Here is a 23,876-nt window from a genome sequence, read left to right as displayed (position 1 = left end):
ATCGCTTGACTATTTGAAAAAATAAACAGGTAAACTCTCTGCCACCGCAGTAACAGGTAGTTCACTAAACAGCAAAACTCATCACACAATGCTTAAATTGCATGATGAGCAAAAAACTAATTGAAGAAAGCGAGATTCTGACGAAACGTCATCCCTTCTTACTGCAGGTTACTTGTAAATACCAGCTGATCTCAGGACTTTAGCACTAACTCTAGTCACCGCTGCATCCCCTCGCTGATGGTGCTTCGGGACCGGTTTCTTAAAGACCTTTGAGGTACTCCCATATAACCAATCTATGTACAAGACGGGACGTTTTTTTGATCCCTGTAGATAATAAGAGTAAACATCATGCTCTTCACTATAATCAGGTGTGTGTTTCTTATGGAAACTAGTTGAAATACGCTTGACCCAACGCTTTTTACCAGCTTGACTGACTGTAAACGTCTTATTCATTTTCAACTTACGTCCTAGTTTGTTAGATATATTCATATCAATACTTTCATGAGGTGTGTGTTTGTATTCAGTTAAGGCCTTTTTCAAATTTTTGAAGGACATATGGCCCTGATCATTATCATGCTTAGTGATGTGATAAAGGTACACATATCCGCCGTCAACGCGATTATACCAATAACCACGCAGCTGTTTGGGATACGCATTTAAAACTTTTTCTGAAGCATGGGCTTGCGTTGGAACAGCGACTAAAAAAGTTGACGACAGTGACATAAGTGATAAGGCGGCATAAAGGATCTTTCTTGATCGATGTTTCATGAACATTCCTCCTCGGATAAATAACGACTTAGACGACCGACTACCATGGAACACTTTGCATTATTACGAAAAAGAGTATGCACGTCAAGCTAATCCTGCTATAAATTGGTTGATATCAAAACGTTTGTTGAAGAACGCTATTAAACTTACCCAGTCGATTAGTTTGGTTGTATTTTTCAGCAAATTATCGTTTCTGTTGTCAAACAACGTTACCCCAAGTTAACTAATGGCCGGAATTGAACATAGAATTGAGATCCCAATTAGTATTAGTCGAGGTCCTTTTTCCATAAAAAAAGCCCGGGAACCAAATCCCGGGCCGAACCTTGTCTTAGATATTAAACATTTTCTGGATCTTTATCCACACCAGCCGTTAACCGCGGATGGTTATTGCCACGCTTGGTTTCCTTCTCAACTGCCATCTGAGCCACAATGTTCAAGTAGTTAAATGGATCATCGAAGTTCGGATTAAAGAGCATGTCCACGAAGGCCAAATCATCAATCGTGTTCCGATTTTGAATCGCAATTGAAATGGCATTGGCCGATTGCGCGACTTCGTGTTGGCTCAGCAACTGTGCACCTAAGATTCGCCGATTCTCACGATTGTAGACCAGGTTAATCGTCAAGTCATCCGTTGATGGCATGTATTTTGGCCGCCAAGTGCCTTGGAAAGTAACCTGATCGGCATCCATTCCAGCGCGTAAGGCATGGTCAATCGTCAAGCCGGTCGAGGCCAACGTCCGCCCAAAGATCTGCATGGCGGAAGTCGCTTGCGTCCCCATGTACTGCTGAATGTTACCAAAGATGTTAATTCCAGCCAACATCCCTTGCCGGACGGCGTTGGTTGCCAGTGGCGTGTAGGCCGGCTTACCGGTAGGATTAAAGTTAACAACACTCGCGTCCCCGCAGGCAAAGATATCGGGATTGGACGACTGGACGTAATCATTGATAATGATGGCGCCGTGCCGATCCATGTCGACTTGTCCCCGCAACAGTTCTGTATTCGGGACAAACCCGGTGCAGACGACCGCCAAGTCCGCGGTGAAATCACCGTTCGTGGTTTCGATGACTAATTGTCCATTCTCATCACCCGTAAAGGACGTGACCCGGTGATTCAACATCACCTTCACACCGTTATCTTCCAATAGACTGACCACGTGATCGGATAATTCTTTATCAACATAATGATTTAAAATAATATCACGTGACTGTAGCAACCGAACGTCGTGTCCCGTCCGTGCATAACTCTCGGCCAGTTCCGTTCCGATATACCCAGCACCGACAATCGCAATTCGCTTATTGCCTTTAGCCGCTTTATCAATCGCGACGGCTTGCTCGTAATTCTTACACATCATCACTTTGTCTTCATCAATACCAAATATTGGCGGCACGGTCACAGTTGAACCGGTGGCCATAATCAGTTTGTCATAAGTATCCGTGGACATGTCCCCAGTATCCATATCCACAATCTCTAATGACTTATTCTCTGAATCAATCTTAATCACGTTGTGCCGCGTCAACACCTTTGCCCCGGCTTCAACCAATGCCTCAGGTGAGGAGTAGAACATATCCTCAAGGTGCTTAACTTGTCCATCTAAGAACAAAGAAATTCCGCAAGACAGGAACGAAACGTTCGTGTGCCGTTCGTAAATGGTCACTTCGGTCTCTGGATGATCTCGCAAAATTTGGAGCGCCGCATTTGTACCAGCATGTGTACTACCAACAATGATGACTTTCATGTTTACCCTCCTACATGAAAAACAATTCTAACGGTAGTCTACTAGAAAGTTAGCGAAAGATAAATGACTTTGTCTCGGAAAAACCTGAAATCACGGCAAAACCTCACACTTCATGAAAGATGACGGATGAATGTGCATCATGCACTAAATAATTTATGCAATTACTTATAATATGATTATAAATATTTCAATCAGTAAGCGCTGTCTACCAAACGTCTGTAAGGCTAATTGTCGTTAGGTCTATTTTACCAGTTTGTTCGGATTTAAGTAATCATCGACACCATAATTCATCTTACCCCTTGCTAAATTAGTTGGTTTAAATCGGTTACAAACCTCATTAGTTGATTTTACGCCGGGCTTATCAGGCTATAAATAAGGGACTAAGACGGATCACTTTCACGGCCATTGTTGGACCGTAACGAACCGGTCAGTCAAAATATTTTTGATTTATAACCACTTAACCTGAACAGTCACATTTCACTTGCGTATCTACTGACCGGCGATTATGATGATTACAGTTAGTTCGTGATACGTTCTGACCTTAAGCACTGTGATAGATGATAGGAATCACTGTCTATAGATGCACTCCCCCCAAAACAAGTGATTTATTAACAGATTCCTAATGAGGTCTCGAGTAATCCGCATGTTACTCGAGGCTTTTCTTATGGCTTAAAACAGGCATCTAAAGGCATTCACCATCGCCTTTAGATGCCTGTTTTTTTCGCTGAAATGTTACGCCGACCGTTTAGCCCTGATGTACTGCAGGGCACGTTGCCCCAGAAACGGAATCGCCAATAAGGCCAAAAACAGCCACGTAAAGTTGTTACGTACGAATGGTGTATTGCCGAAGAAGTACCCCACAGCACAACAGCTCCCCACCCACAGGAGGCTTCCCATGAGGTTGTAGAGCCGAAATTGCCGCCAGGTCATGTCAACGGTTCCCGCCATGATGGGCACGAATAGCCCGACAAAGGGAATGAACCGCCCAATCAACATGGTTTGATCCTGATTCCGATTGAAGGCCGCGGTGGCCTGAGCCACCTTTTCACCCGGTAACCGTTCGATTAATTTATCTTGATAATTGTGCCACCGTAACGTGGTGAAATACTTGATGGCCGAGCCCAGAGTCGCAGCTAAGGTAAACATCAAGACCAGCAGCCAAATATTCAACTGTGAGCGGGGATTGGCCGAGATGGACCCCACCATGAAGAGAAGTGACTGTCCCGGAATAAACGAGAAGATGAGCATCCCCGATTCCAGAAAAATCAAGAAGAAGAGCACCGGATAGATTCCCGTCCCCAGCTGATTCGTCAGCGGCACCAACACGTTTAGTGGATGCCAAATCATATCCCAAATCTCAAGTAAAATTCCCATACCAAAGCTCCCTTTTATCACCATTTCAGTTCACCGCCGATAAACCGGCTTTTACGACCTCTCCCCGTCATTCAGCCGCGATTGTCCGGTTCAAAAACCGACGCAATCAGGCCCAATTCACGTTAACATAATCGTATAATCGTTTAACTATTTAAGCAATGCAATACCGATTTCTAACAATTTGGTCGTGCCCCAATTAGCGGTCGACCCCGTTAAAACACAGACGGACATACCCTTTCGTTTGATGGGTCGTATGAATGATTAACGGGTACTTGACCACGCTGTGTGGGCCGACATTTTATCTGCGATCGGTTGATCGTCCGATTTACCGCTATCCCGTTTAGTGCCATCCCCCGCAATTTTCAGAAAGTCCGACCCCACAAATTATCGAAAGTGTCGCCGAAAATTAACATTACCTATCTGTCTTCCCATTATACGGGTAAATTTTGAAAAGTCAGGTGCTTGGGCGTAAAAAAATCGCGACGCATGTAAAAACAATGCGTCGCGAAACGTTGCGGTTATCATCTTTTCGCCCGTAAAATCATCGTCAAATTTAACATTTACTTCACATATATTATTTTTCAGCCGCTGATTAATATATGGCCGAAAGTGTTGTGTCGCAAGGGATAATCCCGTTATTAGTAAATTTATGGAACCAATCAATTGCACCCAAAGAGCGAAGGCGTTACACTACAAGCAAGTTAGTAACCAATGACTGTTGCTAGCTGGGTTGTACCAAATTCTTATTACTCTTTTACGAGCAGCAAGTAGCACTCCCCCAAAGTACCTATAATTCTGCTCGTATCCCCCCTCAAGCCGCGATAGCACAGTTATCGTGGCTTTTTATTACGCAGCGTTCTTTTAATCCAGCACCTGCACGCCCACACCAATCAATCCCGGACCCGTGTGGACCCCTAGTGCTGGGGAAACATCCCCGGCATACCACTGTAAAACATCTGGGTGGGCCGCCTTCAACTTCGCGAGGACCGTGGCCCGTAATTCCGGATTCACACCGTCACACACCGCCACATTGACGCGCTTGGCGTCACCAATCGCGTCGTTGACCAGCGCCAACAGCTTGGTGATGGTCCGTTTTTCACCCCGGACCTTCGCGATCGGGTAGTAGATGCCCTCATCATCACAGGAGATGATCGGCTTAACGTTCAATAAGGTTCCGGCCATTCCCGCAACCTTACCAATCCGCCCCCCGGCCTGGAGGTACTTCAGGGATGGCACGTAGAAGAAGACCTTGGTCTGGGCCGTCACGCGTTCGACTTCGGTCACAATTTCTTGGAATGACCGTCCCTCAGCACGCAATTTAGCCGCGTAAATGGCCGCAAAACCACTGCCAATCCCGACGCTACGGGTATTGACCACGTGGACGGTTAACGCCGTGTCAGCGGCTAATAATTGCGTTTCCTGGTAGGTTCCCGAGAGCCCCGCCGAAATGCATACCGCGATGACGTGTGTGTACCCAGAATCCTGAATACGGGTCAACGCCTCCAAAATGTGTTTCCCGGTCGGACTCGCCGTCGTGGCTTTCTCCGTCGCTTGCCGCCGATAGAATTCCGCCGGCGTGATCGTGACGCGATCCTCGTAAGCGCGGTCTCGAAAAATAACGTTCATTGGCATTAATGCCATATCAGCGGCCTTCAGAACATCCGCTGGCACATCAGAACATGAGTCCACTAAAATTGCAATCTTTTCTTGTGACATGGGTGTTACCTCGTTTCTCCTAGTATCGTTCTGGGATAATAATCGTTATTATAACGCAATTATCTAGTTTTGAAAACTAGATCATCTGCCGTTTGTTCTATATATGGCGCTACTAAGCAGAAAATTTGCACATAGTCGATTGGTATCTTTTGGTTCCCGATACAGTTCTATCATTAATTAAAAAAATTTCTCCCTTTCTGCCGTTAGCTCCGCCTAATCTTAATATTAGTTTAAAATCAACCAATTACCTCAATCCCATCCATCGCACCCAACCGCCTCAGACCGGACACAGTCAATCACCGCAACCATGAAACCGGAACCACGGTCTCTTTTGCCATCCGCTGCGTCCAAAAACACGTGGTGAGAGGATCCCAAGAAAAACCCATTCCTTTATATAAATATTTTTTTGGAGTCCCAAAATTTACTCCCAACAAGGTTGACATTGCGGCCAAATAGCCTATACTTACGTTTGGAATTGAAGTGAGTGATCGACATCAGTTTTCCGATTTTGCTCTTATTTGCACCATCTATTACTGGTTCCGACCACGCCTTTACCAGGAAAGACAGAAGTCAATCGACTACCTGAATTTCTAAGCCAATAGAAAAGAGGGATTTTATGAAAAATCATGAAACCGACCCAAAGTCTAAGCACCATATGATCGAGTCCACTGGCAATAACCAGAAGAGTCTCGACGAAGTCAATGGTACCGTTGAAGTGCCGCAAAACGCGGGCTTCTGGAGAACCCTGATGGCCTATACGGGGCCTGGCGCCTTAATCGCCGTGGGGTATATGGACCCCGGGAACTGGATCACGTCAATCGCCGGTGGTGCTCAGTACAAGTACGCACTGCTGACCGTTATCTTACTTTCCAGTCTGGTGGCCATGTTATTGCAGGCCATGTCGGCACGGTTGGGGATTGTTACGGGTAAGGATCTCGCACAACTCACGCGAGAACGTACCGGTAAGAAGACCGGACTGTTCCTCTGGATTGTCACTGAACTGGCCATTATGGCGACGGATATTGCCGAAATTATCGGGTCCGCGATTGCCCTGAAGTTACTCTTCGGCTTTCCGTTAATCGTCGGCTTAATCATCACGGCGGCGGACGTTTTGATTCTGTTAGTCTTGATGAAACTCGGCTTCCGGAAGATTGAAGCCATTGTGGCGACCTTGGTGGCCGTGATCCTCTTCGTCTTCCTCTATGAAGTTATCTTGGCGAAGCCGGAAATTACGCAGATGTTGGAAGGGTACCTCCCATCCAGCGCCATCGTCACCAATCATGGCATGTTGTACCTTACCTTAGGGATTGTTGGGGCAACGGTAATGCCCCATGACTTGTACCTGGGTTCATCAATCTCACAAACCCGGAACTTTGATCGCAGTGACCGCAAGAGTGTGGCCAAGGCCATCAAGTTCACCACGATTGATTCCAACATTCAATTGACCATTGCCTTTGTCGTCAACAGTCTCTTGCTGATCTTGGGGGCGGCGCTCTTCTTCGGGACGAACAGCGAACTAGGACGTTTCGTCGATCTGTTCAACGCCTTGAGCGACAACCAAGTCGTTGGCGCCATCGCCAGCCCACTACTCAGTATGCTCTTTGCCTTGGCCCTGTTAGCTTCCGGGCAAAGTTCCACCATCACCGGGACGCTGGCTGGTCAGATTATCATGGAAGGCTTCATCAATTTGAAGATGCCACTCTGGGCCCAACGGCTCCTGACACGGTTGCTTTCCGTGACACCCGTGATCATCTTCGCCATCATTTACCACGGAAACGAAGCGAAGATTGAAGACCTTCTGACTTCCTCGCAGGTCTTCTTGAGTATCGCGTTACCCTTTGCCATGATTCCACTGGTGCTCTTCACCAGTAACAAGGACTTGATGGGCGAATTTGCCAACAAGACCTGGTCCAAGGTCCTAGGCTGGATCATCGCCGTCATCCTGATTATTCTAAACATTTACCTGATTCTCAATACCCTAGGCATTACCGCCTAGAATGGACACCCGACTTGCAAAGGTCGGGTGTTTTTTTGACTTCTCGCGTGGGGGCGGGTATAACTAAAACAATATCCCCCGAAACGAGGTGTTCCCTATGAAATCCCATTTTCTGACCGCTCTAACGACTCACCTGATGACGCCAGTCGTGAGCGATGCCCCGGCACTATTTGCCTTGATTGACCAGGATCGGGCTCACCTAGCCCGCTGGATGCCCCGCACTGCCAGCATCCAATCCGTGGCCGACGAAGCTGCCTTTCTACTCAAATCACGCGAGCGCATCGCCGCGAACCAATTCTGGCTGGCCGTCATCTGGGTGGGAACTCATCCCGCTGGCACGGTTGACCTGCACAGCTTCAAGGATGGACATGCCGAGGTGGGCTATTGGCTGGGCCGTGACTTTCAGGGACGCGGCATCATGCCGCACGTACTGGGAATCGTCGAGGACGTGGCCTTCAATCAGCTCGGCCTGAATAAGGTGGAATTAGTCATTGCGACCGACAACACACGCAGCCAAGCGGTGGCCATTCGGCGGAAGTTCCATCAGGACGCCATTCTCCGCGAACACCTACTGACCGCGGCCGGCACCTACGACGATGCTATCGTTTACTCGAAATTAAAGCACGATGGTCACGGCCGTCGTTGACTTTTACCAACGGGAGGTTTTTAATGAACGAAAAGCCTTCGAGGTCCTCCATATGACAACTTATTCCGTTTCGCCTTACATTCAACTCAAGTCACCGCAACTCAGCGATGCACCCGCACTATTCGCCTGCATCGCGGCCGATCGCCCATATCTTTCACAGTGGCTGCCGTGGGCGGCAACCACCCGAACGGTCGCGGACGAGACCGCCTTTCTAAAGTACTGCCAGCAGCGCATCGCTAGCCACCAACTCTGGCTGACCGTGATTTGGGTGGCTGGTCGACCGGCCGGCATGATTGATCTGCACGACTTTAAGGACCACCACGCCGCTGTCGGCTACTGGCTTAATCACACGTTGCGTGGTCAGGGAATCACGACCAAATGCTTAGCGACGGTCGAGACCATTGGGTTTAATACGCTTAAGCTACACAGCCTTAATCTCCTAGCCGAGCCCGAAAATCACGCCAGCCGAGCCGTGGCAGAACACCGCGGGTTCCATCAGGATGGGCTTCTACGGGCACACATCCCCACCGTCCAGGGCGACTATCGAGACGCCGTCATTTACTCAAAAATCAATCGGGAATTTACCCCCTAACATCAGAAAAAGGACTGAGAAAAAATCTCAGTCCTTTTTCGTCACATCCGATTCATCTGAATAAGCTTAGGCTCGTTGACCCCCGTCAACCGTAAATTCGGCACCGTTGGCGAAACCGGATTCGTCGCTACCCAGGTAGACACAAACTTCACCAATATCCTGTGGTTTGCCCAAGTGACCAACTGGGATGGTCTTAACAATCTGTTCACGCGCAGCATCCGGAATAATCGCCGTATCAATCCACCCTGGATGGACGGAGTTCACCCGAATGTCCACCCCACGTTGGGCCAGATTCAGCGCCGTGGCGTGCGTCAACAGGCGACTGCCACCCTTACTTGCGGAGTAGGCGGGGGCCATTGGTAAACCTACTAGACCGGCAACGGAGGACACGTTAATGATGGAGCCCTTAGCGTCATTGGTCTTTTGCATGGCCTTGATGGCGGCCTTTTCACCCAAGAAGTTGGCCGTCAGGTTGATGTCAATTACCTTTTGCCATTCTGCCAGTGGTAAGTCTTCGATGGCGGTATTCACCCCACCGATACCGGCGTTATTAACCAGAATATCCAGCTTCCCAAACTTGGCAATCGTGGCATCAATCACCTTTTGCCAATCGGCTTCCTTAGCAACATCCTGTTGAACGAAAAGACTGACGTCGTCTCCGAATTTTTCAACGGCGGCATGACCCCCATCCACGTTATGGTTGGCCGTCACGACAACTTTGGCGCCTTCACGCACGTAGCATTCGGCGATCCCTAATCCGATACCAGCGACCCCGCCGGTAATAATGGCAACTTTACCCTTTAAACGATCTGTCATCTTAAAATCATCCTTTCGTCATTTCCTATTGTTCAGAATATCACATTGATGGAATCGAGGAAAATGTTTTGTCTAAATTGTTGTGGGATTTCATCATTTTTTAATCCTAGCGCTGGCCTCACGCGGCTGCCGCTAACATCAACGGACCCCGTCGCCCGTAGACCGCATACAGAAAGGGCCTGGGGGATTGGCCCCACGCCCTTTCGTCTACAACGCTTATTTAGAATTTATGGGGCAAGACCAAGCCACCAAATTCATTGTCATTGGGATGGTCGCGCTTAACGACCAATTCCTGATTAATGAAGCTGGAAATCCCAGTCTGGCCTAATTCACGACCGAACCCAGACTTCTTAACGCCGCCAAATTCGAGTTCGGGGAGGGAGCTAAAGAAGGTGTTCACGAAGACCATCCCCGTTTCAATCTGAGATGCCAATTCAGCCCCGTATTCGGCGCTCCCGGCAAAGACAATCCCACCTAGACCGTAGTCCGAATCGTTTGCCAGCGCGACGGCCTCGGCATCGTCCTTAACCTTGTAGACCTGCGCCACCGGACCAAACATTTCCTTGCCATAAGCCGGATTATCCTTAGTGATATCCGTCAAAATCGTAGGCATAAAGAACTGTCCTTCACTATCGATTGGTTCGTGGACGTAGTAGGCGGTGGCCCCACCGGCTAACGCGGCATCCACTTGGTCTTGCAGATGTAATTTGGCCTTCTTCGAATTCATCGGGGCTAACGTCGTGGCCGGGTCCATCGGGTCACCCATCTTAACGGCGGAGAATGCGTCCTTCAACGCCGCCAGAAATTCATCGTAGTGGTTTTCAGTCACAATGAACCGCTTAGACGAGGTGCAGACCTGGCCCGCATTGTAGAGCCGTGCCCGGGGGGCGATCGCCTTGACGTCTGCCATATTGGCATCGTGCGCCACGATAAAGGCATCCGTTCCACCCAGCTCCATGGTATTCTTCTTCAGGTGCTTACCCGCAACCTCGGCCACGGCCACACCGCCACGTTCCGAACCCGTCAGTGCGACCCCTTGAATCCGCTTATCGGCTACCACTTGGGAAACCTGATCGTAAGACAAGAAGAGGTTGGTTAACGCTCCGGCAGGCGCCCCCGCTCGGCGAACGGCGTCTTCAAAGGCCAGCGCCGAAGCCGGTGTAATCGCCGCGTGTTTAAAGACGATGGGATCGCCCACCGCGAAGTTGGGGGCGAAGATCCGCATCATTTGATAGTACGGGAAGTTCCACGGCTCCACTGCCATTAATACCCCCAGGGGATGGTTCTCCAACTGGGCGTCCCCGGCGATGGTCTCGATGGCCCGCGGCTTCAACAAATCCTCGGCGTGGTCGGCATAATATTCAGCAATATCCGCACACAAGATGACTTCACCCTGCGCTTCAACAAACAACTTCCCCATATCAACCGTCAAAACTTTGGCCAAACTATCCGTTTCATCCTTAAAAATCTGCGCCAATTTGCGCAAAACGGGAATCCGCGTGGCAACCGGATCGTTGCGCCACTTTTTATAGAGTGCCTGTGCTTGAGCCAAACTCGATTCAACGTACTCCGGCGTTGCGTCCTCATAGGTCTTCACAACTTCATTGGTATAGGGGTTCGTGGTTTGATAAGCCATAATGGTCTCCTCCTTACGGGATTGTTCACATTCACAATGTAACCCTTTACATTCCGTACTATACGCGGATGAATCCCGAAATACCAGTATTTGGATTGTGATTATTCAAACATTAAAGTTTGTGAATTAGCGCATTTATTTTGTCACTTCACAATTGACAGTTTACGCGTTGGCCTGGCCATTCTCTGCCAGATAATACGGACTAAACGGCCGGATTCTTCCGCTTAGAAAGTTAAGCGACTCCTGCCCGGCGTGGCTAGTGGCTAATGCTTACCGTTGGTTTGGAACATTAGTCTTGCTCTCGCCTGTAGGTTTCGGAAACTTGCGGCCTCCGAAACGCGTTACGCAAGCCAGATTCTTCCGCTTAGACAAATAAGACGCTCCTGTCCGGCATAGCTGCTAATGCTTACCATTGGTTTGGTGCACCGGTCTTGCTCTCGCCAATAGACTTCGGAAACTTGCGGCCTCTGAAACGCGTTACGCAAGCCAGATTCTTCCGCTTAGACAAATAAGGCCCTCCTGTCCGGCATAGCTAGTTGCTAATGCTTACCGTTGGTTTGGGGCACTGGTCTTGCTCTCGCCAATAGGCTTCGGAAACTTGCGGCCTCTGAAACGCGTTACGCAAGCCAGATTCTTCCGCTTAGACAAATAAGGCCCTCCTGTCCGGCATAGCTGCTAATGCTTACCATTGGTTTGGTGCACCGGTCTTGCTCTCGCCAATAGACTTCGGAAACTTGCGGCCTCTGAAACGTGCGCCACAAGCCAGATTCCTGCGCTTAGAAAGTTAAGGGACTCCTGCCCGGCGAAGCCGAACAGAAGCCCCTTAACTCCCTAATGCTCAGAATCTAAACGACTTGTGGCGCACTCTTGCACAAAAAAACGGCTAACCGCTCCGGCCGCAACCAGTGCTGATTATCCGCTTTTCGTTTTGTTCGTTAGCTCAACTTCCAACGGTCCAAAATCCCGTTGAACAGGCGGTTGGCCGTAGTCATTTGATCCAAAACCGTCCGGGGGGTCGCAGTAAAGTTATCGTTCGCCCACTTATTAATAATTCCCAACGCGCCAGCAGCAATAAACTCTGCGGACGTGTCGATCACGTCTTCCTTTAAGTAACGGTACTCGGGCATTGCGTGAAGCAAAATTGACAATCGTGAAGCCACAAACTCGTTCATAGATTGGCGCCAAACGCCATCATCATAGGGATAAGCGTTCAGGAAAATCTTGGAATTCGCAGCAATCCGTTCCAACAATTGAATCGTTGCTGGTCGCCAGTTCTCCAAGGTTAGCGCTGTCGGTTGTTCGTGACGCGGTGCTTCAACGATAAAGTGTTGATAAACAAAGCCTAACAACTCGTATTTATCGGCAAAGTAGTAATAGAACGTCTTCCGGTGAACTTCCGCTTCATCCGCGATCTCACGGACCGTAATCTTATCAAACGTATTGTGGTTCAACAACGAAGCCAAGGCCTCCGCGATTCGCTCCTTAGTTTCCGATGCAGCCATCGTGATACCTCCAATCATTCACACACCATTTAAATTTATGTTTTGTGCAATCCTAGCAATCCCCCCAGAAAACCAGAACCTTAGACTAATCTCTCAAGCTGACTAAAATTATACGCGTCTTCCGGTGAGAAGAAACCCTTTTCGCGAAAAAATATCAGTTACTTGCTGAGTAGTTACATCTATCAACAGTGCTACTAATTTAGCTTTTAAACAGCCTTGATTATAGCATATCTACCGATACATTGTACGATACTTTTGTGCACAATAGGTAATAAATCCGTAAATTTTTTCAAAAATGCCTAATTTTTTTCGAGAACTACCCGATCACTTCCCTCAAAGCGACACCCTTCCAGCGTCAGGAGTGCTTTCTTCCGAGTTAGGCCACCCGCGTAGCCAACGAGATCACCCGTTTGCCCAATCACGCGGTGGCACGGAATCACGAGGCTAATCGGGTTGTGACCAACTGCATTTCCCATGGCACGGGCTCCCGGGTTGTGACCGATCATGGGGGTTACTCGTGTTGCCAGTTCACGATACGTCACCGTTTCGCCATATGGGATCGTTCGTAACACCGACCAGACCGCTTCACGCAGTGCCGTTCCGGTCGGCTGAACCGGAAAAGTTACGGTTGGGTGTTGCCCCGCAAAATAAGCCGTTAACCAGGTCGCCACCTGATCAAAGACTGGTAATTCCCCAGTCGGTGCTTTGGCGGGTAACGTACTCCCATAATAGTGCTGATCCGTGAACCACAGACCGGTTAAGGCCACCCCATCGCTAGCCACGGTCACCGGTCCTAACGGCGTCACGAGTTGCTTTTGTCGTATCATTCGACCACCCTTTTTGCTTAATTTTAGCATTAAAAAAGCGGGTAGGCTAATATTGCCTACTCGCTTTATCAAAGTTGTCCGAATTTTAGTGGTATAGGTCGAACCGGCCCTTACTGAATACGGTACTCAGGTGGGCACTTTCTAAAATGGACCGGTCGGTAATAACCTTCTTCAAGGCCGAGGCCGGATACCCCTTCACCTTGCGCTTATTGCTGAAGATTTCACCGATACCATCCCGATCGCTCAATGAGGCCACCGTCCCCACTGACTTGTAGACAAATGGTCGTGTCTCATGACCGCGTAACTGTAAGCCAATGTTTTTGGCGGCTTGGGCCCCCGCAGCCAGGGCAATTTGCGCCGTCGTTGGGTAAGGCCGGTCACTGTCAGGGTCCATGACTGCCGCCACGTCACCAACCACGTAAACCTCGGGGTGACCATCCAGTGACAAATCATCTTTGACCACAATCCGGTTACGCCGTTGTTCGAATCCAGAGTCCGCAATCACGTGTGATCCGCTGACCCCCACGGTCCAAACAATTGTATTTGCCGCTTGTTCATGCTGTTCGCCTTCACTATCCGTGTAAACGACGGCCCCCGGCTTAATCTCTTCGATATTTGACCCCAACTTCATTTCAACATCGTGTTTGGCCATGAAACGCATCGCGTATTCCGCCAATGACTTGTCAAACATCGGCAAGATCGCGGGTGAGCGTTCCAGGCAAACCAACTTGATGGCTGGCGTATTGTACCGCGTCTGCAGCTTCGGAAGGGACTGCGTCAGTTCCCCTAAGAGCTCAATACCGGTAAACCCGGCCCCACAGACGGCAACCACTAAGTCATTCGGGTCTTGCGACTGGGCATAGGCCTTTACCCGTTCTTCGATGTGCCGGTAAACGGCTTCGGACGTTTCAAGATCATCCATTGGCAACGCATTTTCCTCGGCACCCTTCAGTCCAAACGTCTCAGACTGGAAGCCCAGCGCGAGTACTAAATAGTCGTAGGTCACGGGCTCGTGATTTTTCAATGTCACTTTCTTCTGGTCAACATCCACATTGGTGACGGCGTCTTGAATAAAGGTGACGCGATTGCCAATCACATCATTAATCTCGTAGGTAATTCGTTCGGGCGCAATCGTCCCCGCGGCCACCTCATGCAGATTGGTCTTCTCCGCGTGGGTGCCCGTCTTATCTACCAAAATAATCTTGTCCTCACTCGGAACTTCCCGCTGTAAGAACTTAATTGCCCGCATGCCGGCATAGCCACCGCCAAGAACTAAAATCGTTGCCATTGTAAACGACCCCTTTTCTACTGTAGTTCCCTAATACCCGATCAGCCGGTTAACACGTCGGTTAGTTAAAACGGTTACATTTTAGTCCAGCCATTCACTCCCCCCGAAGGGACCGGTGGACCCGCTAATCATTAGGGATGATTTACTTCTATTATACGAGTTATCAAGCGAAAAGCCATTGATAACGGTTCACAAATTTTTTCATAAAACGGGCGGCCCAACCTGACGGGAATTCACGGTTCAGCGCCCGCACCAATCCGGCGATTAAAAATCGGTGTCGTCAATTAGCGAGTCGTCTGAGCTGAAATTTTTAGGTAAAACCTTTAAGGTGGAAGTTAGTTAATTAAACGATAATTTAGGAGGTTTTTTCATGACAACATTAATTATTGGCGCTCACGGTCACGTTGGCCAACACATTGTCCAACAACTCGCGGCGACGGGTGAAAAAGTCTACGCGGGGATTCGTTCCGCAACGCAGTCGGATACGATCACCGCTCTCGGCGGCCAACCGCGGATCGTTGACCTCATGGGAACCGCTGACGCGATGGTGCCGGCCATGGCCGGTGTGGACACCGTGGTCTTCTCCGCGGGGTCCGGTGGTAGTACCGGCGACGACATGACCCTAAACATTGACCTCGATGGCGCCATCAAATCGATGATTGCGACCGAAAAGGCTGGCATCAAGCGCTTCATCATCGTCAGCGCCATGGGCACCGACGACCGGGCCTTCTGGAATAAATCTGGCATTCGGCCTTATTACGTCGCTAAATACTACGCCGACCAATGGCTCCAACACCGAACCAACCTGGATTACACCATCGTTCGGCCGGGCGCTTTGACTAATGACGCGCCTACCGGCAAGATTACGTTGGATACGGCCAACAGCGATACGACCTCCATTAGTCGTGAGGATGTCGCCGCAGCGGTCGTCGCCGTGGTTCAACATCCCCTACCACACCGCATATTTGAATTGGTTACCGGCGACACGCCAATTGTCGACGCACTGAAATAGGAATTACTCGAGAGTGGGACAAAAGGCGGTTAGCTGGTGAGCATTAAGGCAGATAACCGAATAATCCTGGGTTTGGATTGTTTGGTTATCTGTTTTAAGCGGAACCAGCTGCCTTTTGGCCCACGTTTCGGCAATTTTAGTTCGGAGACACAAAGAGTCTGGGCGTTTTGTCCCAGACTCTTTTTCGTCTAAACTCGTCACCGACTAAAAAACAGCCACGCCCACGCGCAACTGCTCTCTAACTTCTATATCTGCTAGTCTCACCGGACATGACCGACTTTAAATGTGTTTGGAGGATTTAAGCCATCATATCAGGGTTGTCTTACCTTAATTGGCTATCGCTGTGCTTCTGGTCAAGGTTGAGGGCGCTGGCATCCACCGCCGTTTGCACCTGGCTGGAAATCTTCTTGGTCGTGACCGGCTTCAAGTGAATCTTTGTCACCTGAAGCTCAGCGGCCGGCCGTGAGTTGATCTGCACCGTTGTCCGCACGACTGGTGCCGCGGCTGTAGTCGTCGTCACCGTGGCCGCCGAAGCCCCCGCGGAAGTTGCCAAGAGAGTTGTTACCGTCATTGCACCGAGCATTACTTTTGTCATCATCGTTTTCATTTTAGTCATTTTAACCACTCCTCAGTTAGTTGTTTGGCTGTTCGCTTTCGATGTCTTAGTTATACCATCCAACCGGAGCCTTAATCTTTAAGCTTGATTAAGGTTAAAATATGAATTTCTTATTTTAGCAAAGGATTCGTGTGGTATTATGCCTATAACCACGTCACACCAAGGAGTATCTCCATATATGAAAAATACAATTTTGTTGGTTGAGGACGAAGAAGGCCTCGCCAGTTACGTTGCCAAGGAACTAACTTTTGAAGATTTTGACGTTTTAACGGCCGCCGATGGTGAGATTGCCTGGGAGACCTATCAGGAGAGAAAAGACGATCTGCTCTTAATCTTGTTGGACTGGATGCTACCTAAGATGGATGGCATGCAGGTTCTCCGGCGCATCCGAAAGCACGATGACCTCCCCGTGATCATGATGACCGCCCGCGACTATCTGGGCGACAAGGTGACCGGCCTGGATACCGGGGCCGATGACTACATTACCAAGCCATTTGAGATTGAAGAACTGCTGGCCAGAATCCGGGTCATTCAACGGCGCACCGCCCACCAGAGCGGGCTCGATCAGACCTACCATCTCCAAGATCTCACCCTGGTAACCAAGACCCGCCAAGTCGACCGGGCCGGGCAAACGATTCAGTTGACCCAACGCGAATACGATCTGCTGTTATTTCTCATGCAACATCCCGGCCAAGTCTTTACCCGTGATGAACTGCTCGACAACGTCTGGGGCGTTGACTTTTTAGGCCAACAGAACGTGGTTGACGTTTATATCGGGTATCTCCGCAATAAAATTGACGTTGCCGATGCCCCGCATCTTTTCCATACCATTCGGGGCGTAGGCTACAGTCTCAAAGAGGATGAGCACGATGAGCACTAAACCACCCCGCACCTATGCGGATATTATTCGCCGCTCCTTCACGAGCCTCTTACTGACGATCGGCGTCGTTATCGTCCTCACCGTCAGTATCACGCTGGTCGTGGATCAGCTGATCCGGGCTCAGAACCAAGCCGAACAACTCAGTGCCAGCCTAGAAACCTCACAGGTGACGAACTTCCAAGACTGGCTGGCCATCAACCGATCGAGTGGGCTGAACTCCCACAATACGTTTGTCTTCATCCGCAATGCCGACGGGTCAACCACGTCGTTGCTCCCACACGGGGCCACAGTCGCAGCCGCCAACACGTGGTCCGTGCCCTTCACCCACCTGACCTACTTTAAAGGCTGGGGCCTGTACTTTGCCGAGACGTTAAAGACTGGCGGGCGAACGTACCACCTTTACATCGGCATGCACGTGCTCATCGGTAACCTGCACGTGTTGATAGCCGTCTTAATTATTGCAATTGGGATTAGTCTGTTGATCGGTCTTTGGTTCGTTCGTCGCTTGGCCCAGCGCATCAGCTCGCCGACCATTCAGCTCGCCACCGCCGCGCAACAGGCCGCGGCCAATCCGGAAATTACCCAAACGGAACTCCCACAACCAACTGAGCCCGTTGAAGTTGCCCAACTGGCCAAGGACTTCAACCAACTCTTGGCCGCCCAAAATGGTCGTCTTCAGCGCGAGCGCCAGTTTATCTCCGACGCCTCTCACGAACTGCGTACACCGATTGCGACCATCCGCGGCAATCTCAAGCTCATCGAGCGGCGCGGCGAGCAACACCCCGAGGTCATCCCCGAGTCGCTCGGCTTCATCGACCAGGAATCGTTGCGCATGCAGCATTTGATCGAAAACCTGCTGCATTTATCCCGGGCGGATCGCGCCGAAGTCCAGCTCGAACCGGTGGACGTTGCGACGCTGACACAGGGCGTCGTGGCGCACTACCAACCGCTCATTTCACAAAAATTGACCTTCACTGGCCCCGATAAACCGGTGATGGCGCTGGGCGATACCGACATGCTCCATCAGATTCTGACCGCCTTATTGGACAACGCTCACAAGTATTCGCCGACCGATCAGCCAATTGACGTTCAGGTGACCGCGGCTGCCGACACCGTCTCCCTCACCGTAGCCGACCATGGCACTGGAATTCCCGTGGCTGACCGCGAGCATATCTTTGAACGCTTCTATCGGGTGGATGCCTCCCGCTCCAACAAGATTGAGGGGAGCGGCTTGGGCCTCGCCATCGTTTCTCAATTGGTCCAACTCAATGAAGGGCACATCGCCATCACTGATAACGACCCACATGGCGCCCGTTTTACCGTAACGCTGAAGGCCGCTAAGGAAAACTAAGAAATTCTCAGACAATCCTTAACCAAAATCAAGGACAGTCGCTACCTTTTCCGGGTATACTGGGTTCATAAATTGAAAGGAAGCGGACGATTATGCTGATTGATGACAATCCTAAGATTAAAACGGTGACCCCCGCCCAGATTACGAAGGTGTTCTACCCCTACGTGATTGCGAAAACGGAAGCTGGGCGTTACGTCAACATTAACTTAAGCGACCAGGAACGCCATGACCACTTATTCTGGGAATCCATTGCCAACATCGCCAAAGCCAAGCTCTGGGTACCGATTGGTGAAAAATTCCACCAATTGCTGGCCTACGATTGGACGTACTCGGCGGCCTACTAAGTCCTGAAACAATTAAAGAAACGACCGCTAGCCAGGTGTTTAAACGCTCCCGCGAGAGGGTAACACCCGTGACTTCTAAAAATTGGCCGAAAAAGATCCTACATCTCAAGCACTGGCTTGGATGTAGGATTTTTATGGCTCACGATTAAACGGGACTTGGTGAACAACCATGTAAAATTCTGATCGGTCTATAATGACGATCATCATAATCATCTTCAATCATGCGCGACGCTACCGTCTGACCAGTCGCCAAATTTAAGCTGAAGCGCTACGCAGAAATAAGTGGCAAACCAGGGTCGCGTTGATCCCAGTCGTTTGTAGCCACAGGTAACCTGCCGTCACGACTTGGGGAATTGGCGCTCCCCCATACGTGCTGTCGTGGCCAGTCATTACCGGGGCATTGGTTTGCGGAGAATTTCGGCTTTTTTCCGTAACTGTGCCCGCGTTTGATTTACCAAAATGTCGGTCGGATGGACGATACGCCCGTCCAGCGAACCGCCAAAGCTTGCCACACAAAAGCTCACAAAGCCCCAAGCGGTCGGTGACCAGTAGCCAAAGTAAGGGGCCACTGCCACCATGACGACAAAGAACCCAATGCTGAGTAACCCACTGAATCCCTGCCGACCAAACCGATTAAAATAAGGATACTGTCGCGTAAATAAGTAATCGACAATTAAGATTGCCGCCATCGTTCCTAATGCCACGTGTTTTACAGCCGGTCGGTCGATAAAAATCACGGGACTCATTAACAGCATTAACGTCATCAAAAACCAAAATGAATGAAAACCATATCGCCAGTCATACCGCATTCCGGTCGCCTCTCTTTCAGTCAACAAATACACCTTCATTGACTGAAGTGTAGCATGGGGTTAATAAAAGAAGGTTAACTCACGGTCGCTATGGTAAAGCCAATAGCAATACTAACGCGATTTCTTAAAAGCCATCAACATACTAAACAGTGCCAGACTCCCAGTAATCACCAGCACGAGTAAGGCCCATTGGGAGCCTATGGCCGTCTTCACCAGGGTACTGCCCGTTCCAGTTGCCTGACTGGTGGAGATAATCATGGAGACCACGGCCGTTCCCATGGCACCGGCGAACTGCTGCAGGGCGTTCATCAGTGCATTGCCATCGGCTTTAAGGTCGGCAGTCAATTGCTTGAGCCCCGCCGTCATGATGTTGCCAAATGCCATGCCAATCCCAATCATGTAGGCAATATAGAGACCCAATACGGCCAATACGGACAGTTGTCGGGCAAATACCGTCATCGTTAACAGACTCAAGGTGACGATGCTCAATCCTAATAAAATGGGGCGTTTGGCACCAAACCGATCGAGAATCTGTCCACCAATCGGTGAAAAGGCCGCGCCAATCACGGCTCCCGGTAGAACGACTAAGCCCGCAATGAAAGCGGTTTTTTGGTCGACTAATTGGAGATAGTTGGGCAGGATAAACGACAGCCCCAGGGCCGTCGTTTGCAACAGGAAGAACGCCGCCAAATGCCAAGCAAACGCCGCGTTTTTCACCGTCGCTAATTTAATCAACGGCTGTTTCACCCGGTTGGACCGGAACACAAACGCCACTAACCCGATGATTCCCACCAACCAGGCCCCCAGCACTGACCAGCTCAAGATTGGCTGACTGCCCATCGCACTGAAACCGTAGATGAGGCCCGCAAAGGTCGCCACCACCGTGAGCATGCTCAGCAGATCGAAGCGCTCATGGACGATGGGAGACACCTGCTGAATGGTCTTGAGGCCGACGAAGAACGAGATTATCAGGAATGGCAGGAGAATCCAGAAGATATACCGCCAATTCAGGCTGGTGACTAGAATCCCACCATAGGTCGGTCCAATCGCGGGACCCACCGCCGTAATCAGCGTACCGACCCCCGTCATCATCCCAATGCGGCTCAACGGCACCTGTTCCAGAATAATATTGAACATCAATGGTAGCGCAATCCCCGTTCCGACCGCCTGAACGGCACGACCGATTAATAGCCAAGCGAATGCTGGCGCCAATGCGTCAATAAGCAGACCGGCAATAAAGAGCAGATTGGCCGTCACAAAGAGTTGTTTCATTTTAAATCGCCGTTTCAAATAAGATGAAATCGGGACGATACAGGCCACGATCAGGAGATACAGAGTCGTCATCCACTGAACCGTTCCGGTCGTCACCCCAAACTGCTTCATCAAGGTAGGGAAGGTGATGTTCATGGCCGTTTCAATGATGACCCCGCTCAACGACATCAGTCCTGTGGCCAATACGGCCCCCACCACCCGTGGTTCAATTTTTTCTGTTGCCATTTAAGCATCCTCCTTATTGGTTTTTCCCCATCGCGTCACGTTGCGCAGGGCCCGACGAAAGGCTTGGGCCTCCGTCGCCGTTAATCTGGCAACCATCTTGGCATCCTGCTGTTCCAAATGTCGCGTAATTATTGGCACTAACCGCTGCCCCTGAACCGTTAACCGTAATTGTCGCTTACGACTATCATCAGCTGCCACGACTCGTGTCACCAAATCACGTTCCACCATGCGTTTGATTAGAACGGACGCCGTGGAACGCTGGACGTGAAATTCACGTTCCACGTCCACTTGAAAACTATCGGCCGCTCCCCGCCGGCTCAAAAAGTCAATCACGGACATCTGCATCCCCGTGAGCCCATAAGGCCGGGCAAATTCATTCATTTCAAAATTCATTTGGTGCTCGGCATCACGTAACCAGGCACCTAATCGTCTTTCAGGCAAAGGCTACATCTCCTTTTGTTAGTCAGCTAACAATTTTAAGCCGGATTTCCGCAAACTTCAAGGGTAAATTTGATCTTTTGCCACAAAAAAATCCGTTCCGAGTCGCGGAACGGATTACAGTTCATTCATCTTAAAGGTTGTCGCCCTTAGCCCGTAGCAATTCCCCTAACGCGGGTTGTTGTTGACGGTCAATGTGATTTTCCTTCGCGTAAGCAGCGACGGTGTCTTCACCATACAGCTTGGCATCCAGTGGCATAAAGGCCGTCCCAATTGGGTCATCATTCTTAATCACGGCGTTGACCACGATAGGTTTCTTATTCCCCTTGGCCTGCAGGTCCTTGATCTGGTCAAAGACCTGTTCCACTTCGGCATTGTTGGTCACCGTGAAACCAATTCCACCGAGGCCTTCGGCGACCTTCGCCCAGTCGGCATCGGTCAAATCAACCCCGTACAGGTGTTGTTTCGTGTCCACTTGTTCCCGGTAAATGAATCCGAAACGCCGGTTACTAAAGACCACGTTGATGACTGGCAATTCATAGCGAGCTTCCGTGATGATGTCGGGCGCCACCATGGCGAAACCCCCATCACCGGAGAACGACCAAGCCTGACCGTCCGGAACACTCAGGGCACCGGCCATACCGGCTGGTAAGCCGTAACCCATTGTGGCAAATAGGCCGGATAAGACGAAGCGTTGTTGCTTATCCATCGGCAGGCCCCGAACGGACCATTCGGAAACGTTCCCGGTATCCACGCCATAGGTATCCTTAGGACCCACCATCGACGCAACCTTCTTGGTGACGGCTTCTGGGGCTAAGCCCTGGCTATCATCAGCGGCTAATTGATCCAACCACTTATTCCAGTTTTGTTTGTTCAGTCGGTTGGCCTTCAGCCATTCCGTTTCAGGTAACGTTTCGCCCGTATCAATCATGGCTTGCAGGTAGCTCTTGGCGTCACTGATGACGGCGTAGTCAATTGGCACCATCTTCCCAATATCAAAAACATTATTGTTCACTTGAATAATCTTGATATTCTTTGGCCAGAACTGGGCGAATGGGAACTCGGAACCCAGGAACAGGATCAAATCGGTGTGTTGTAAGGCTTCAAATCCGGACTTGGACCCCAGTCGACCGAACGTTCCAATGGCGTTGGGATGGTCGGTTGGAATGACCCCCGTGGCTGGCACGGTGTTGAGCACTGGAATATTGAATTGTTCACTGAACTTAACCAATTCATCCCGTGCCCCCAACAGGCCGCGGCCCGCATAGATCAACGGATGCTTAGCCGCTTTTAACAGCTCCAGTGTGGCCGTAATCGCCTTAGGATCAATCGTCTGGGTGAAGGTCTCAGAAACCGTGTTCGGCGTCTTAACCGGTTCATAATCGATTTCGGTCGCAGACAGGTCTTCCGGAATAATCACCACGGCCGGGCCCTTTTGCCGGTATGCTTCCCGAATGGCCTGGTTGACCACGTAGGGCAGTTGTTCCGCCGTTGTTGCCGTGCGGTTGTAGACCGCCACATCGGCGAACATTGGCGTTTCATCCATTTCCTGGAAGTAATTGGTGTTCATCGTGGCTGTCGGCACCTGCCCGACTAAGGCCAACATGGGCACGTGGTCCATCTTCGCATCGTAGAGGCCGTTAAATAAGTGCGTGGCACCGGGGCCAGCGGAACCAAAGGCCACGCCGACCTTACCGGTGTATTTCGCGTCGGCCGCAGCGGCTAGAGCGCCGACTTCTTCATGGCGAACCTGAATGTATTGGATCTTATCCTTTTCGAGGTAGAGCCCCTCAACGGTATGGTTGATGGAACCACCCGGAATACCATAGAGATGGTCAACTCCCCAGGCTTCCAAAACCTTAACTAATGCTTGACCCGCAATCATTTTTGTCATTCAAATCGCGCTCCTTAGTTGTAGGTGTCGTCCAATAATGGCACCCCAAAATCATTGATTGGTAACATCATAGTCCGTTTTGAAAGCGAATACCAGTAATTTAGCTTACTTTTTGTTAGTGAAATAACGCACTTGGTA

The 23,876-nt window shown here is 50.1% G+C and carries 21 protein-coding genes; 7 read left to right on the top strand and 14 right to left on the bottom strand.

Annotated features, from left to right (window positions below):
* Positions 1–168 precede the first annotated feature (168 nt).
* From HEQ50_RS00280 to HEQ50_RS00265, 4 genes are all read right to left on the bottom strand, one after another.
* Entirely contained in the window at positions 169–768 is a 600-nt protein-coding gene (locus tag HEQ50_RS00280; protein ID WP_168898463.1) for a hypothetical protein, read from the bottom strand.
* 335 nt (positions 769–1,103) lie between these two features.
* Positions 1,104–2,504, bottom strand: coding sequence for an FAD-dependent oxidoreductase (locus HEQ50_RS00275; protein ID WP_168898462.1), 1,401 nt, complete (start codon positions 2,502–2,504; stop codon positions 1,104–1,106).
* 732 nt (positions 2,505–3,236) lie between these two features.
* Positions 3,237–3,878 (bottom strand): VTT domain-containing protein, encoded by a 642-nt coding sequence (locus HEQ50_RS00270; RefSeq protein ID WP_168898461.1) that lies wholly within the window; start codon positions 3,876–3,878, stop codon positions 3,237–3,239.
* An 861-nt stretch (positions 3,879–4,739) separates the two neighbouring features.
* Positions 4,740–5,594: a DegV family protein gene (locus tag HEQ50_RS00265; protein WP_168898460.1), complete on the bottom strand. Its 855-nt coding sequence runs from the start codon at positions 5,592–5,594 to the stop codon at positions 4,740–4,742.
* Between the two features lie 616 nt (positions 5,595–6,210).
* On the opposite strand from HEQ50_RS00265, the gene HEQ50_RS00260 reads away from it, so the two are divergent.
* The 3 genes from HEQ50_RS00260 to HEQ50_RS00250 all read left to right on the top strand — a co-directional run bounded on the left by HEQ50_RS00260 (position 6,211) and on the right by HEQ50_RS00250 (position 8,828).
* Positions 6,211–7,590, top strand: a complete 1,380-nt coding sequence (locus HEQ50_RS00260) for an Nramp family divalent metal transporter (protein ID WP_168898459.1) — start codon at positions 6,211–6,213, stop codon at positions 7,588–7,590.
* A gap of 97 nt (positions 7,591–7,687) precedes the next feature.
* On the top strand, positions 7,688–8,236 hold the full coding sequence (locus HEQ50_RS00255) for a GNAT family N-acetyltransferase (RefSeq protein ID WP_168898458.1): 549 nt from the start codon (positions 7,688–7,690) through the stop codon (positions 8,234–8,236).
* 52 nt (positions 8,237–8,288) lie between these two features.
* Entirely contained in the window at positions 8,289–8,828 is a 540-nt protein-coding gene (locus tag HEQ50_RS00250; protein WP_168898457.1) for a GNAT family N-acetyltransferase, read from the top strand.
* A gap of 66 nt (positions 8,829–8,894) precedes the next feature.
* Here HEQ50_RS00250 and HEQ50_RS00245 read toward each other — a convergent pair whose 3' ends face one another.
* The 5 genes from HEQ50_RS00245 to HEQ50_RS00225 form a co-directional block, all read right to left on the bottom strand.
* Positions 8,895–9,644 (bottom strand): glucose 1-dehydrogenase, encoded by a 750-nt coding sequence (locus HEQ50_RS00245; RefSeq protein WP_168898456.1) that lies wholly within the window; start codon positions 9,642–9,644, stop codon positions 8,895–8,897.
* A 220-nt stretch (positions 9,645–9,864) separates the two neighbouring features.
* Positions 9,865–11,280: an NAD-dependent succinate-semialdehyde dehydrogenase gene (locus HEQ50_RS00240; protein WP_168898455.1), complete on the bottom strand. Its 1,416-nt coding sequence runs from the start codon at positions 11,278–11,280 to the stop codon at positions 9,865–9,867.
* A gap of 935 nt (positions 11,281–12,215) precedes the next feature.
* Positions 12,216–12,782, bottom strand: coding sequence for a TetR/AcrR family transcriptional regulator C-terminal domain-containing protein (locus HEQ50_RS00235; RefSeq protein ID WP_168898454.1), 567 nt, complete (start codon positions 12,780–12,782; stop codon positions 12,216–12,218).
* 299 nt (positions 12,783–13,081) lie between these two features.
* Positions 13,082–13,609 (bottom strand): methylated-DNA--[protein]-cysteine S-methyltransferase, encoded by a 528-nt coding sequence (locus HEQ50_RS00230; protein ID WP_168898453.1) that lies wholly within the window; start codon positions 13,607–13,609, stop codon positions 13,082–13,084.
* 85 nt (positions 13,610–13,694) lie between these two features.
* Complete coding sequence (locus HEQ50_RS00225) at positions 13,695–14,897, bottom strand: NAD(P)/FAD-dependent oxidoreductase (RefSeq protein ID WP_168898452.1); 1,203 nt, start codon at positions 14,895–14,897, stop codon at positions 13,695–13,697.
* Between the two features lie 370 nt (positions 14,898–15,267).
* Between HEQ50_RS00225 and HEQ50_RS00220 the strand changes: the two genes are divergently transcribed.
* Positions 15,268–15,909: an SDR family oxidoreductase gene (locus HEQ50_RS00220; protein WP_168898451.1), complete on the top strand. Its 642-nt coding sequence runs from the start codon at positions 15,268–15,270 to the stop codon at positions 15,907–15,909.
* A 322-nt stretch (positions 15,910–16,231) separates the two neighbouring features.
* Here the strand turns inward: HEQ50_RS00220 and HEQ50_RS00215 are convergent, their stop codons facing one another.
* On the bottom strand, positions 16,232–16,525 hold the full coding sequence (locus tag HEQ50_RS00215) for a hypothetical protein (protein WP_168898450.1): 294 nt from the start codon (positions 16,523–16,525) through the stop codon (positions 16,232–16,234).
* Positions 16,526–16,703: 178 nt separating this feature from the next.
* On the opposite strand from HEQ50_RS00215, the gene HEQ50_RS00210 reads away from it, so the two are divergent.
* The 3 genes from HEQ50_RS00210 to HEQ50_RS00200 all read left to right on the top strand — a co-directional run bounded on the left by HEQ50_RS00210 (position 16,704) and on the right by HEQ50_RS00200 (position 19,100).
* Complete coding sequence (locus tag HEQ50_RS00210; protein WP_168898449.1) at positions 16,704–17,405, top strand: response regulator transcription factor; 702 nt, start codon at positions 16,704–16,706, stop codon at positions 17,403–17,405.
* Positions 17,395–18,756: a cell wall metabolism sensor histidine kinase WalK gene (locus tag HEQ50_RS00205; RefSeq protein WP_168898448.1), complete on the top strand. Its 1,362-nt coding sequence runs from the start codon at positions 17,395–17,397 to the stop codon at positions 18,754–18,756. Before HEQ50_RS00210 ends, HEQ50_RS00205 begins: the two co-directional genes overlap by 11 nt.
* A gap of 92 nt (positions 18,757–18,848) precedes the next feature.
* Positions 18,849–19,100 (top strand): hypothetical protein, encoded by a 252-nt coding sequence (locus HEQ50_RS00200; protein WP_168898447.1) that lies wholly within the window; start codon positions 18,849–18,851, stop codon positions 19,098–19,100.
* 389 nt (positions 19,101–19,489) lie between these two features.
* Here the strand turns inward: HEQ50_RS00200 and HEQ50_RS00195 are convergent, their stop codons facing one another.
* From HEQ50_RS00195 to spxB, 4 genes are all read right to left on the bottom strand, one after another.
* On the bottom strand, positions 19,490–19,855 hold the full coding sequence (locus HEQ50_RS00195) for a hypothetical protein (protein ID WP_232842633.1): 366 nt from the start codon (positions 19,853–19,855) through the stop codon (positions 19,490–19,492).
* A gap of 165 nt (positions 19,856–20,020) precedes the next feature.
* Positions 20,021–21,406, bottom strand: coding sequence for a DHA2 family efflux MFS transporter permease subunit (locus HEQ50_RS00190; protein ID WP_168898446.1), 1,386 nt, complete (start codon positions 21,404–21,406; stop codon positions 20,021–20,023).
* The gene (locus HEQ50_RS00185) at positions 21,407–21,847 is read right to left on the bottom strand and encodes a MarR family winged helix-turn-helix transcriptional regulator (protein ID WP_168898445.1); all 441 of its coding nucleotides are present in this window, start codon (positions 21,845–21,847) and stop codon (positions 21,407–21,409) included.
* 130 nt (positions 21,848–21,977) lie between these two features.
* Entirely contained in the window at positions 21,978–23,738 is a 1,761-nt protein-coding gene (gene spxB / locus HEQ50_RS00180; protein WP_168898444.1) for a pyruvate oxidase, read from the bottom strand.
* Positions 23,739–23,876 lie beyond the last annotated feature (138 nt).

The organism is Lactobacillus sp. HBUAS51381 (assembly GCF_012641095.1).
In the GTDB taxonomy this organism is placed as follows: domain Bacteria; phylum Bacillota; class Bacilli; order Lactobacillales; family Lactobacillaceae; genus Levilactobacillus.
This window is presented reverse-complemented; position numbering and strand designations above follow the sequence as displayed.